Origin of the sequence: Polynucleobacter sp. MWH-Creno-3A4 (assembly GCF_018881885.1) — a bacterium.
In the GTDB taxonomy this organism is placed as follows: Bacteria; Pseudomonadota; Gammaproteobacteria; order Burkholderiales; family Burkholderiaceae; genus Polynucleobacter.
This window is the reverse complement of sequence record NZ_JACXSA010000001.1, coordinates 61399-75008: the sequence shown is the minus strand read 5'-3', so window position 1 is coordinate 75008 and position 13610 is coordinate 61399. Positions and strand designations below refer to the sequence as shown.

At 48.1% G+C, this 13610-nt stretch carries 11 protein-coding genes; 10 read left to right on the top strand and 1 reads right to left on the bottom strand.

Translation table 11 applies throughout. From position 1 onward, the window contains the following. Positions 1 to 20: 20 nt before the first annotated feature. Positions 21 to 668: a C40 family peptidase gene (locus IEN92_RS00355; protein WP_216159495.1), complete on the top strand. Its 648-nt coding sequence runs from the start codon at positions 21 to 23 to the stop codon at positions 666 to 668. Between the two features lie 22 nt (positions 669 to 690). Here the strand turns inward: IEN92_RS00355 and IEN92_RS00350 are convergent, their stop codons facing one another. Further along, a complete protein-coding gene (locus tag IEN92_RS00350) occupies positions 691 to 1482 on the bottom strand; it encodes a patatin-like phospholipase family protein (protein WP_251366813.1) in 792 nt (263 codons plus the stop codon). A 323-nt stretch (positions 1483 to 1805) separates the two neighbouring features. Between IEN92_RS00350 and scpB the strand changes: the two genes are divergently transcribed. From scpB to IEN92_RS00305, 9 genes are all read left to right on the top strand, one after another. Next, entirely contained in the window at positions 1806 to 2483 is a 678-nt protein-coding gene (gene scpB, locus IEN92_RS00345; RefSeq protein ID WP_216159492.1) for an SMC-Scp complex subunit ScpB, read from the top strand. Then, positions 2483 to 4255, top strand: coding sequence for a 23S rRNA pseudouridine(2605) synthase RluB (gene rluB / locus IEN92_RS00340; protein ID WP_216159490.1), 1773 nt, complete (start codon positions 2483 to 2485; stop codon positions 4253 to 4255). The genes scpB and rluB overlap by 1 nt, the downstream gene beginning before the upstream one ends. A 186-nt stretch (positions 4256 to 4441) precedes the next feature. Next, positions 4442 to 4933, top strand: a complete 492-nt coding sequence (gene rimP, locus IEN92_RS00335; RefSeq protein WP_215373422.1) for a ribosome maturation factor RimP — start codon at positions 4442 to 4444, stop codon at positions 4931 to 4933. Beyond that, positions 4930 to 6411, top strand: coding sequence for a transcription termination factor NusA (gene nusA / locus IEN92_RS00330; RefSeq protein ID WP_216159487.1), 1482 nt, complete (start codon positions 4930 to 4932; stop codon positions 6409 to 6411). Before rimP ends, nusA begins: the two co-directional genes overlap by 4 nt. Before the next feature lie 13 nt (positions 6412 to 6424). Further along, positions 6425 to 9169, top strand: a complete 2745-nt coding sequence (infB, locus tag IEN92_RS00325; RefSeq protein ID WP_216159484.1) for a translation initiation factor IF-2 — start codon at positions 6425 to 6427, stop codon at positions 9167 to 9169. 5 nt (positions 9170 to 9174) lie between these two features. After that, positions 9175 to 9555, top strand: a complete 381-nt coding sequence (gene rbfA / locus IEN92_RS00320; protein ID WP_215373416.1) for a 30S ribosome-binding factor RbfA — start codon at positions 9175 to 9177, stop codon at positions 9553 to 9555. Between the two features lie 4 nt (positions 9556 to 9559). Further along, entirely contained in the window at positions 9560 to 10471 is a 912-nt protein-coding gene (gene truB, locus IEN92_RS00315; RefSeq protein ID WP_215373414.1) for a tRNA pseudouridine(55) synthase TruB, read from the top strand. A 77-nt stretch (positions 10472 to 10548) separates the two neighbouring features. Further along, entirely contained in the window at positions 10549 to 12366 is a 1818-nt protein-coding gene (gene typA / locus IEN92_RS00310) for a translational GTPase TypA (protein WP_216159481.1), read from the top strand. A gap of 146 nt (positions 12367 to 12512) precedes the next feature. Then, complete coding sequence (locus IEN92_RS00305) at positions 12513 to 13505, top strand: tripartite tricarboxylate transporter substrate-binding protein (RefSeq protein ID WP_215373411.1); 993 nt, start codon at positions 12513 to 12515, stop codon at positions 13503 to 13505. Positions 13506 to 13610 lie beyond the last annotated feature (105 nt).

Genomic DNA, 13610 nt, shown 5'->3' with positions numbered 1-13610 from the left:
TTCTTTGTTACACTAAGACGATGTCATTGAAAAAAGCGCTCCTGCCAAAGCTCTTGGTTCTCGCCTTGGGCTTGAGCTTTGCTTGGTCAACTTATGCTGTTGATGCTCCGGTTGAGACTCCAGCTGAGGCAGCTGTACCTAAAGAAAGTATGTTTCAGGCGGGCCGCTCTTATTTATCTCGAGTATCTGATCGTTTGGTTGATACCGTCTCAGGAAAATCTGAAGAACTTATTAATCGCGCAATGGAAGTCATTGGCGTGCGTTATCGCTGGGATTCTGAATTGCCACAATCAGGATTGGATGGCAGCAGCTTTGTTGGTTACGTCTTTAAAGATAAGCTTGGATTTTTATTACCCCGCAAATCGACTCAGATGAGCAGAGTTGGTAAGCCGATCAATCGTGATGAGTTGCAGCCAGGTGATCTCGTATTTTTTAACACCATGCGACTCACCTTTTCGCACGTGGGTATTTATGTCGGTGACAATAAATTTATTCACTCTCCATCCAAAGGCACTGCAGTTCGTGTCGATGATCTTGGTAGTCTTTATTGGGATAAACGTTTTGATGGTGCTCGCCGTCTAGATGGTAGCGACAATCTGAATGACGCTGAACGTCAAGAGCTCCTCAATGAAGTGAAGAACTTAAAGCGCAAGTCTCCAAGCCTCTAATTCCGTGGGCAATAGCCCTGATTTACCCCTTCAGCTTTTCCTTAATCAATGCCATTTGTTCTTGTGCTGCAGCCTCGCCAGCCAGGATTGCCGCATTTCTGGATTTAAAGTCGCCACTACTCATTTGTCTTAGTTGTGGAGTAATGGCAATATCCGCACTTTTTAATTCATACTGATTAATACTGCGTTGCATGATGGAGATGGTTTGTTGCAGCACCCCAAATGTACCGCTAGCGTCTTGATGCACGGGTTCAGAAGAAATATTCACCGCGATCACGAGAGTGGCGCCCATCTGTCTGGCATAACTTACCGGTACGGGTGCAACCAATCCCCCATCGACATATTCTTTGCCGCCAATCACGGTGGGTTGAAATACACCAGGTACGCTGCACGATGCGCGGACTGCTTGACCCGTATTGCCAGTCCTAAATAAAACACCTTTGCCAGATTGCAATTCGGTTGCCACAATGCCCAGCGGAATACGCATTTGTTCAATGGTTTTGTTTTGCACTTCCCGATTGACCATGTTTTGTAAGGCATCACCTTTAATGAGGCCACCAAAGCGCCCCACAAATGGCAGACCCCAATCGGCAATAGTGGCTTCATCTAAATTGAGTGCCAGGCGATTCAGTTCATTACCTGTTGCACCAGAGGCAAGGAGGGCGGCAATGACGCTACCTGCGCTACTGCCAACCACAATATCGGGACGAATGCCCTGAGCTTCGAGGGCTTTAATGACGCCAATATGAGCAAAACCTCGGGCAGCTCCAGCGCCTAATGCCAAACCAATAACAGGCTTTTTGCTGCCAATCATGCTGCAAGAGCTCAAGCTAGCGCCACCGAGCAGGGCGCCTAAGCCAATTCCGAGGCCTAGCAAGCGACGCCGCTCTGGGGAGCCGGGCTGCATCAAGGCTGGAATCGGGAGTTTTGAGGATTTATTGTGCATATGGCTATTGTATTGAGCCTACCTTATAATGGGTGCACGGTGAACGAGAAGGACTTCGTTTCGGCGCGAACCAATCCCCCAACGAGAATTTAAGAGATGGATTGTTCGTAGTAGCTAGAGAACACCTAAAACCCATTACTGAAATACACTTTTTAAAGCCTCATCAGGAAAATTCCTGATAGCCCACTTTTATGGACGATCACAACAAGCGCGTTATTGAAACAGCCCTCCTGTGCGCACAGGAACCCCTCACTGTCGCTGATTTATCACGCTTGTTTGTGGAAGACATCACAACTGCAGATATTGACGAAGCTTTGGTGGAGTTACAGCGTGCCTGGGACGATAAGGGCATGGAGCTAGCCCACATTGCTACTGGTTGGCGTTTTCAGAGTCGTTTATCGATGCGCGAGTACCTTGATCGTTTAACGCCAGAGAAGCCACCGAAGTATTCCCGTGCGGTGATGGAAACTTTAGCCATCATTGCCTACCGCCAGCCGGTGACACGCGGAGAGATTGAAGAGATTCGCGGAGTGGCTGTTAGTAGCAACGTGATGAAGCAGTTAGAAGATCGTGGTTGGGTTGAAGTGATTGGTCATAAAGAGACCATCGGTCGCCCAGGTTTATACGCCACCACCAAACAATTTTTAGATGACTTAAGTTTGACTAATTTACAAAGTTTGCCAATCTTGGAAGACGCTGCGCCTATGGCTGCAGCAGAGCAGTTGGGTCAAGCCATTATTGAATTTGATCCCGATGCTACTGTAGAGACTGTGGTGATCGATGAAGCGATTACCGAAGTTTCAACCCAAGATGCTGTAGAAGAAGTTACTCCCGAGTCTGAATCTTCAGACGAAACAAAAAATAATTAATGACAAGTTCTAACGACAACGATTCATTCCCGGCAATACCTTCAGCGGCAACACCATCCCATTCTGAGGCTGCTCCATCGCATGGAGAGGGCCAAGCGTCTGAGGGTCGTGAGGCAGGGGAGAGGGGCGAGCGCGGTCAGCGTAACCCACGTCGTCAAGGGACTGGCAAGCATCCTTTTAATAAGAAGCGCCCATTTAACAAGGACCGCCCACGAAGAGAGGGTGGTGATAACCATGGGCCACGCGAAGGTGGCAACCATTCTGCCGCCAAGCTAGCGCCCAATGCAGCCGATAGCGAAGCCTTATTTGCTTCAGTAGTTTCAGGCGAATTTGATGCCGCACTCGATGCTCCGGAAATTGAGGAAGTTAAAAATCCGGATGGCTTTAATGAACATGAAATCTCCCATCAAACTGGTGCAGAGCGACGTGCACAGCGCGCACAACGTTCCCGTGAAGATGAGGATCCTGATGCACCAACTGAAGAAGAAGTCAGTAGCTTGCAATTTGCCAATGTGGATGAGTTACCACTGAGTTTGCGCGATGAAGTCTGGTCCGATCTCGATGGCTTAGATGACGATGCCGATGATGAGGATACCGTTAAGCTGCATAAGGTATTAGCAGATGCTGGCATGGGTTCCCGTCGCGATATGGAAGATCTGATTATTCAGGGGCGCGTATCAGTCAATGGATTGCCGGCACATATTGGGCAGCGTATTGGTCCAACAGATCAAGTACGTATTAATGGCAAGCAGGTCCATCGCAAGATTCAGACCAAGCCACCACGCGTGATTTTGTATCACAAGCCAGCTGGCGAAATCGTGAGCCAATCAGATCCCGAAGGTCGTCCAACCGTATTTGATCGTTTGCCTAAACCACGGCAGGGTCGTTGGATCGCGGTGGGTCGCTTGGACTTTAATACTGAAGGACTCTTGTTGTTTACCACCTCTGGTGAGTTGGCAAATCGTTTAATGCATCCACGCTATGGTGTTGAGCGTGAGTACGCAGTGCGTATCTTAGGCGAGTTGAGTCAAGACAATACGGCGCAACTCAAAAGCGGTATTCAGTTAGATGATGGTCAAGCCAAATTCTTACGTCTGGCAATGGGTGGTGGTGATGGCGCCAACCGCTGGTATCACGTTGCCTTAACCGAAGGTCGTAATCGTGAAGTGCGTCGCATGTTTGAAGCAGTTGGTCATACGGTATCTCGCTTAATCCGAACACGATATGGCATTTTCTTATTGCCTCCGCGCTTAAGACGTGGCAAGTGGGAAGAGATTGAAGCTGGCGGTATCTATAACCTGATGAAGTCGGCAGGACTAAAAATGCCACAGCCGCAAGATAAAGGCCGTAACCCGAATGCTGGTGGACAAAGTCGCAATCCAGAAGGTGCTGATTTCCAGCCTGATCCCATGCAAACCTCAGTGTCATACTGGGGCTCACGCGATGCCTTAACGCTGGCGAGTGGCCATAACGGCATGACTCACCAAGGTAGAGGTGGAAAGCCTGGCGGTGGCGGGTCTGCTGAAGGTCGTGGTCCATTCCGTGGTCGTACCCAAGGCGGTCGCCCTGGACAGGGTGGCGGTCAAGGCGGGCAAGGTAGTCAAGGCGGTCAAGGCCGTAACAAAGGTAAAAAAGTCCATCATGGGCAGTCTGCTTTTGTGACGGGAAGCCCTCAAACCCCAGGAAATGGGCCAAAACGGGGCGCTCCAAAAGGACGCAAACCCTTCAATAAGGGCCCCAGAAAACCCCGCAATCCTGGCGAAAGCTTCTGATTTCTAATAGATTTCCCTGAGAAAGGGAACAAAAATCAGCTATAATTTTGGTCTTACAGCAGAATTCTGCTGTTTTTAGTTGTTACCGACTGATGTTGCGATCAACGTAAGTCGGCCTGTTCTGAATTTCGAGAATATGGGCTTCAAAGCCCATTTTTTTTTGTCATTTTGGTATGAAGGGTAGTCGTGAAAGATCAGCAGGTCATTTCTGCAGAGCTGGAAAACTTGGGTTACACGCTAGTAGATATCGAGCGTGAAGCCGGAGGATTGCTGCGCGTCACGATTGAAAACCCCGATTACGAGCGCTTGATTACGGTGCTTGACTGCGAGAAGGTGAGCCATCAACTGAGCTACACCTTGCCGGTTGAGAACATCCCTTACGAGCGCTTAGAGATTTCTTCACCAGGCTTAGATCGCCCTGTGAAGAGTGCAGCAGACTTTGAACGTTTTGCTGGAATGGAAGTGGATTTAAAACTACGTGTTGCCGTTGGTAACCGTAAGAATTTTCGTGGTGTGTTGCAAGGTTTGCTGACTGGTGAATTGAATTCACCTGATGCGAAATTTGGTTTGGTGTTCGAGGGTGCTGATGGTCAGCCCTCTCAATTGGAGTTCTCTATAGCCGAGGTCGATAAGACTCGGTTGGTCCCTGTTATTGATTTCAAAGGAAGAAAGTCATGAGCCGAGAAGTTCTCATGTTGGCAGACGCGCTAGCGCGTGAAAAGAACGTTGATCAAGCTATTGTGTTCGAGGCGCTAGAAATGGCGTTGGCATCGGCCACAAAGAAGCGCTATCCCAATGAAGATGTGGATATTCGTGTATCGATTGACCGTGAGTCAGGCGAATACGAAACTTTCCGTCGCTGGTTGGTGGTTCCTAATGAAGCCGGTCTGCAAGAGCCTGATAAAGAGATTTTGCAATTCGAAGCCCAAGAGCAATTGGCTGATATGGAAGTCGGCGACTACATTGAAGAGCAAATTGAATCCTTGGCATTTGGCCGTATCGGCGCACAAGCTGCCAAGCAAGTGATCTTGCAACGCATTCGTGATGCTGAGCGCGAGCAGATTTTGAACGACTACCTAGAGCGTGGCGAAAAAGTCATGACTGGTACCGTCAAGCGTGCTGATAAGAATGGTTTGATTATTGAATCTGGCCGTGTTGAAGCATTGTTGCGTCGCGATCAAATGATTCCAAAAGAGAATTTACGTTCTGGTGACCGTGTGCGTGCTTACATCCTCAAAGTGGATCGTGAAGCTCGTGGTCCCCAGATTGAACTTTCCCGTACCTGCCCTGATTTCTTAATCAAGTTATTTGAGAATGAGGTTCCAGAGATGGAACAAGGCTTGTTAGAGATTAAGGGCGCAGCCCGTGACCCCGGTATTCGCGCCAAGATTGCTGTAGTGACTTACGACAAGCGTATCGACCCAATTGGCACCTGTGTTGGTGTTCGTGGCACACGCGTTACTGCAGTACGTAACGAAGTGGCTGGCGAAGCAGTGGATATCGTGTTGTGGTCTGAAGATCCAGCCCAGTTTGTGATTGGTGCTTTGGCTCCAGCGCAAGTCTCTTCAATCGTGGTTGACGAAGAGCGTCACGCGATGGATGTGGTGGTTGATGAAGAAAACTTGGCAATCGCCATTGGCCGTAGCGGACAAAACGTGCGTTTGGCAAGTGATTTGACTGGTTGGCAGATCAACATCATGACTCCTGAAGAGTCTGCTGAGAAAACTGAAAAAGAAGCTTCTTCTGTGCGTCAATTGTTCATGGACAAATTGGACGTTGACCAAGAGGTAGCAGACATCTTGATTGAAGAAGGTTTCAACACTTTGGAAGAGGTGGCTTATGTGCCATTGTCTGAAATGTTAGAGATTGATTCATTTGATGAAGACACCGTGAACGAGTTGCGTACCCGCGCTCGTGATTCTCTATTGACTATGGAGTTAGCTAAAGAAGAGCGGATTGGTGAAGTTTCCCAAGACTTGCGCTCTTTAGAAGGCATGACTACCGAGTTGATTGCAAAGCTTGCTGAGAATCAAGTCCACACCCGTGACGACCTTGCTGAACTGGCTGTTGATGAGCTAGTTGAGGCGACACAAATTGACGAAGAAACTGCGAAAACGCTCATCATGAAAGCGCGCGAACATTGGTTTACTTCATGAGAGGAAGTAGTGCATGGCAACAACAACAGTAAAAGTACTCGCCAAGGAACTGAAACGAACCGCGGCTGACCTCTTGGAGCAATTGAAGGCAGCTGGTATCGATAAAAGTTCTGAGGACGAGAGCATCACCGAGAAGGACAAAACAGTCCTGCTCGAGCATTTGCAAAAAGCACACGGCAATGCTGAAGCTGGCGCTCGTAAAAAAATCACCTTAATCAAGCGTGAGAATTCTGAGATTCGTCAGGCAGACTCTGCAGGGCGTACGCGCACTGTTCAGGTTGAGGTGCGTAAAAAGCGTGTACTTGTTAAAGCCGGTGATAAAGGTCCTGCAGTAGAAGAGGCTCCAGCAAAGGCAGCTGCACCTGCTCCGTCTGCTAAGCCAATTCTTTCGGAAGAAGAATTAGAGAAGCGCGCAGCAGAAGCAACTCGTCAAGCTGAATTATTGGCTCGTCAAGAAGCAGAGATGAAGGCGGCTGAAGAAGCGCGCCAAAAAGAAGCTGCGCAGCCTATTGTTGAAAAAGATGCCAAGGGTGATGAAGCTCCAGCTGCGGCTGAGAAAAAAGCCCAAAGCGATAAGGCGGCTAAAGATTTAGCCGCTAGCAAAGAAAAAGAATTAGCAGAAATTCGAGTGCGTCGTGCTGCTGCTGAAGCTGAGGCTTTGGCTATTCGCGACATGATGAGTGCCCCAGCGCGTGTACTCAAGGCGCCAAGTGAAATTGCTGCTGAAGAAGCGAAAAAAGGTACTCTCCACAAGCCTGCTAAAGCAGAGGGCGCAGATGATAAGAAAAAATCTCCAGCGAAAGTTGGCGGTAAAACCATTAAATCTTCTGAGACATCTTCTACTTGGCAAGAAGAGGGCGCCAAGAAACCGGGTGGCCTGAAAACTCGTGGTGATTCATCTGGTGGTGTTGGTGGCTGGCGCTCAGGCGGTGGTCGCAAGAAGCAGCGCCAAATTGCTGAAGCGAACGTCGACACCAATTTCCAGGTGCCTACTGAGCCAGTCGTGCGTGATGTGCATGTTCCAGAAACCATTACCGTTGCAGAGTTAGCTCATGCAATGGCAGTGAAGAGTGCGGAAGTGATTAAGTTATTAATGGGTATGGGTCAGATGGTTACCATCAACCAAGTACTCGATCAAGATACCGCCATGATCATTGTGGAGGAGATGGGTCATAAGGCTCATGCAGCGAAATTAGATGATCCTGATTTAGATCTTGGTACAGATGGGCATGATGCAGAACTATTGCCACGTCCTCCAGTGGTCACAGTAATGGGTCACGTTGACCACGGTAAAACTTCTTTGCTCGATAAGATTCGTGCGGCAAAAGTAGCCACTGGTGAAGCGGGTGGTATTACTCAGCACATTGGTGCATACCATGTGGAAACACCACGCGGCATGATTACTTTCTTGGATACCCCGGGTCACGAAGCCTTTACGGCGATGCGTGCTCGTGGTGCCAAGGCAACCGATATTGTGATCTTGGTGGTGGCGGCAGATGACGGCGTGATGCCGCAAACCAAAGAAGCGATTCACCATGCAGTTGCTGGTGGCGTTCCCTTGGTTGTGGCGATCAACAAAATTGATAAACCAGAAGCCAATTCTGAGCGCGTTAAAACCGAATTGGTTGCTGAGCAGGTAGTCCCTGAGGAATACGGTGGCGATGTGCCATTTATTCCCGTGTCTGCAAAAACAGGCGAAGGTATTGATGCTTTATTAGAGAACGTGCTCTTGCAAGCAGAGATTTTGGAGCTCAAAGCTGCTAAAGATGCTCCAGCACAAGGTCTCGTGATTGAAGCGCGTTTGGACAAAGGTAAGGGGCCAGTGGCTACTATCTTGGTTCAATCTGGCACGCTCAAACGTGGCGACATGCTCTTGGCTGGTTCTACCTTCGGTCGTGTACGCGCAATGATGGATGAAAACGGTAAGCCTTGTAATGAAGCTGGTCCTTCGATTCCGGTAGAGATTCAAGGTTTAGCGGAAGTGCCTGCTGCTGGTGAGTCTGTTCAAGTGGTTCCTGATGAGCGTAAAGCCCGTGAGATTGCACTCTTCCGTCAAGGTAAGTTCCGCGATGTGAAGTTGGCTAAGCAACAAGCATTCAAGCTCGAAACCATGATGGAAAACATGGAAGAGGGTGCAATTGAAGCGAAACTCTTGCCATTAATCATCAAGGCAGACGTTCAGGGTTCCCAAGAAGCTTTGGCTCAATCCTTAATGAAGCTCTCTACACCAGAGGTGAAGGTGCAAATCGTTCACGCTGCTGTGGGTGGCATTACCGAAACCGACGTGAACTTGGCGGTAGCCTCTAAAGCAGTCATCATCGGCTTTAATTCTCGTGCAGATGCAGCAGCTCGCAAGTTGGCAGAGAACAATGGCGTAGATATTCGTTATCACAACATTATTTATGACGCGGTGGATGAAGTGAAGTTGGCCTTGAGCGGCATGTTGACTCCAGACAAGAAAGAGGAAATCACCGGTATGGTTGAAATCCGTCAAGTCTTCTTGGTCTCTAAAGTCGGCGCTATTGCAGGTTGCTTGGTGGTGGATGGTGTGGTTAAACGCACATCAAGTGTTCGCCTCCTGCGTGACAACGTGGTGGTTTGGACTGGTGAGCTTGATTCACTGAAGCGCTTTAAGGATGATGCCAAAGAAGTTCGCGCCGGTGTTGAATGTGGTCTGTCATTAAAAGGCTATAACGACATTAAAGAGGGCGATCAGCTTGAGGTATTTGAAGTCACTGAAGTAGCTCGTTCACTCTAAGCTAGATGCATAAGACTAGTCCGCATCGTAACCAGCGTCTCGCCGATCAAATTCAGCGAGACCTGGCCGAGCTTATCCCTCGTGAACTGCGTAGTCCTAGTTTGGGCCTCATTACTTTACAAAGTATTGAGCTCACACCCGACTTAGCGCATGCCAAAGTATTTTTTACGGTCTTGGGAGCAGAGCCTGAGCATGCATTAAAAGCACTTCAAGAAAAAGCTGGGTATTTACACTCTTTATTATTTAAGCGTTTACATATTCATACAGTTCCAACTTTGCATTTCCACTATGACAACTCTATTGAGCATGGTATTGAAATGTCTCGACTGATCGATCAGGCTGTGGATAGTGACCGCAGCAGCGATCACAAAGACGAGAGCCAATAATTTCATGGCTACGCGGATCGATGGTGTGGTGTTGTTGGATAAACCTGCGGGCATGAGTTCTCAGGGTGCGGTTACCGCAGTCAAACGTGCCTTTAATGCTGATAAAGCTGGCCATACTGGTACCTTAGATCCGATGGCGACAGGCCTTTTGCCGATTTGCCTGGGTGAGGCTACAAAATATTCACAAGATTTGCTCGATGCAGACAAAACCTACATCGCCAATGTCAAATTTGGAGCACGCACTGATACCGGTGATGCTGAAGGTCAAATTATTGAAGAGTTTGCCTTGCCGATCTTTGCGAGCGAACTGGAACTCCAGCAGACGCTCGATGCATTGCTCCCAAAATTTACTGGCCCGATCTCACAAGTGCCACCCATGTATTCCGCTTTAAAGCGTGATGGCAAGCCTTTGTATGAGTACGCACGTGCAGGTGTTGAATTAGAGCGCACTGCCCGTGATATTACGATTCATCACATTCGGTGGATTGATATTCAATGGCCACAAGCGACATTAGAAGTGTCTTGTAGTAAAGGTACTTATATTCGCGTGTTAGCAGAAGATATTGGCAATGCACTGGGCTGTGGTGCCCACTTGGTCGGTTTACGTAGAACTGAAGTAGGGCACTTGACCCTGGAGCAGTCCTTCACTCTAGAGTCGATTCAACAAGCATTGCACGATAGCTCTAACTATATTTTGCCGGTCGATGCCTTGCTTCAGACCCTACCGCATTTAACAGTAGATGAGCAGCAAGCGAAGCGCCTCGAAATGGGCCAACGCGTACCGCTGAATTTGCCTTCGATTGAGGCTTTAGTGCGGATTTATCGCGCTACCGCTGCTCCCCATAACTTTATCGGCACTGCAGATTGGCGCTCAGGTGTATTACACCCCAAGCGATTGATTTCTCAGGCGCATTAAAGCAATACATTAAATCAAACTGACTTATTTATTTACTAACCTTCTATTAACCCAATTCCTAACTTCAAAAGCTTCACATGACTAAACGCGCACTTCGTAACATCGCCATCATCGCCCACGTTGACCACGGTAAAACTACTCTGGTTGATCAACTCTTACGCCAATCTGGCACATTCCGCTCCAATGAAAAAATGACTGAACGCGTCATGGACTCAAACGATTTGGAAAAAGAGCGTGGCATTACTATTCTTTCTAAAAACTGTGCTGTGGAATATGACGGTACACACATCAATATTGTGGATACCCCAGGACACGCCGACTTCGGTGGTGAAGTAGAGCGTGTGCTCTCCATGGTTGATGGCGTATTACTCTTAGTTGATGCGGTTGAAGGCCCAATGCCACAAACCCGTTTCGTGACTAAGAAAGCCTTGGCACTCGGATTGAAGCCAATCGTTGTGATTAATAAAGTCGACCGTCCAGGTGCGCGTACTGATTACGTGATTAACGCTACTTTTGAGTTGTTTGACAAACTCGGCGCTACCGAAGAGCAGTTAGATTTCCCAATCATTTATGCATCCGGCTTGAATGGCTATGCAGGTATGACGGAAGATGTTCGTGAAGGCGATATGCGTCCATTATTTGACGCTGTCTTAGAACACGTTCCTGTCCGTGATGATGATCCAGATGGTCCTTTGCAGTTCCAGATTTCTTCTATTGACTACAACAGTTATGTTGGAAAAATTGGTATTGGTCGTGTAAACCGCGGTCGCGTGAAGTCTGGCATGGAAGTCATTTGCATGAATGGCCCAGATGGTGTGCCATTTAAAGGCCGCGTAAATCAGGTTTTAAAGTTCAAAGGATTGGAGCGCGAGGTCGTTGAAGAAGCCATTGCTGGCGATATCGCTTTGATCAACGGTATTGAAGAGTTAGCAATTGGTACCACTGTTTGTACGGTTGATAAACCCGACGCATTACCAATGCTCAAGATTGATGAGCCAACTTTAACCATGAACTTTATGGTGAACACAAGCCCATTGGCTGGCCGTGAAGGTAAGTTTGTAACTAGCCGTCAGATCCGTGAGCGTTTAGATCGCGAACTCAAGTCCAATATGGCTTTGCGTGTCAGAGAGACTGATGACGATACTGTTTTTGAAGTATCGGGTCGCGGTGAGTTGCATCTCACGATCTTGGTAGAAACAATGCGTCGTGAAGGCTATGAGATGGCAGTTTCCCGTCCACGCGTTGTTTTCCACGAAGAAAATGGCGTGAAGATGGAACCCTACGAAAACTTAACGGTTGACGTAGAAGATGCTACTCAAGGTGCTGTGATGGAAGACTTGGGCAAGCGTAAGGGTGAGTTGCAGGATATGGTGAGTGACGGTAAAGGACGTACCCGTCTTGAGTACCGCATCCCAGCGCGTGGCTTGATCGGCTTCCAGGGCGATTTTATGACCATGACCCGTGGTAATGGATTAATGAGTCATACCTTTGATTCTTATGCGCCTGCCAAAGACGGTATTTTGGGTGAACGTCATAACGGCGTATTGATTAGCCAAGATGATGGCGAAGCGGTTGCTTATGCAATTTGGAAATTGCAGGATCGTGGCCGCATGTTTGTAAAACACGGTGATCCAGTTTATGAAGGCATGATTATTGGTATCCACAGTCGCGATAATGACTTGGTTGTGAATCCGATTAAAGGTAAGCAGCTCACCAACGTTCGTTCTTCCGGTACCGATGAGGCAGTTCGCTTGGTTACCCCAATTGATCTGACTTTGGAATACGCGGTTGAATTCATTAGCGACGATGAGTTGGTTGAAGTCACTCCGAAGAGTGTGCGTGTCCGTAAGCGCTACCTGAAAGAGCATGATCGCAAAAAGGCCTCACGCGAGTAAGGTTTTTAGCTAGACCAGCAAAGCCACCTTCGGGTGGCTTTTTTTACAGGTTTCTCTGCGTATTTACCTGTAATTCACTTACATAAAGAGCAAAAATTCTCTAAACTACTCTTTTGTATTTTTAATCACTCAAGGTGAAGATACCCATGAAATTACCTCTCTTAATCTCCCGTGTTGCCGCGTTGGCGCTATGTGTCTCCGGACTCGGTATCACCACTGCTCAAGCGGCTGACTTTCCGGGTGATCGTCCGATTACCTTGGTAGTGCCATTTTCTGCAGGTGGCCCGACCGATAAAGTTGCCCGTGAATTAGCCCTCGCGATGGGTAAGCAACTCAAGGGTCAAGTGATTGTGGATAACAGCCCTGGTGCTGGTGGCACGATTGCAGCAAAGCGTGTGATTAACTCCAAAAATGATGGCTATACATTGCTCATTCACCACATTGGCATGTCAACTGCGCCAGCTTTGTATAAGAACCTGGGTTTTGATCCAATGACTGATTATGAGTATGTCGGTCAAGTAGCAGACGTGCCGATGATTTTGGTGGGCAATAAAGATTTGCCACCAAAGAACTATCAAGAACTCTTGCCGTACATGAAAGCGAATGCTAGTAAGATTGCTTATGCGAATGCTGGTGTTGGATCTGCCAGTCACCTGTGTGGTTTGCTCTTCATGAGCCGCATTCAGTTGGACTTAACGACTGTTCCTTACAAAGGCACAGCACCAGCCCTAACAGACTTGATCGGCGGACAAGTGCAATTGATGTGTGATCAAACGACGAATCTCTCTGGCCAGCTCGCTACAAATGCTGTGAAGCCCTATGGCACAACGACGATGCAGCGCATTAAGGCCTTTGATAAGATTCCGACTCTCAATGAGCAGGGTCTAAAGAACTTTGAAGTGAAGGTATGGCACGGGGTCTATGCACCTAAAGGCACACCAAAAGCAGAAATGGATAAATTGGCTAAAGCATTGCAAGGCGCTATTCAAGATCCAATCTACAAACAGCACATGGCCGAGTTGGGTGTAGAGATTCCTTCACAGGCTAATGCCACTCCAGAGGGTTTGAAGAAGCACCTCAAAGCACAAATTGATTTGTGGTCACCCATCATCAAAGCTGCGGGCATCTACGCAGACTAAGTTTCTTACCAGCTTACTCTGCTGACTATAAAGCCGCCTACGGGCGGCTTTATTCATCCTTGCAGAATTGCATATGCTCAATCCCTTAAAATACATAGCTCTAAG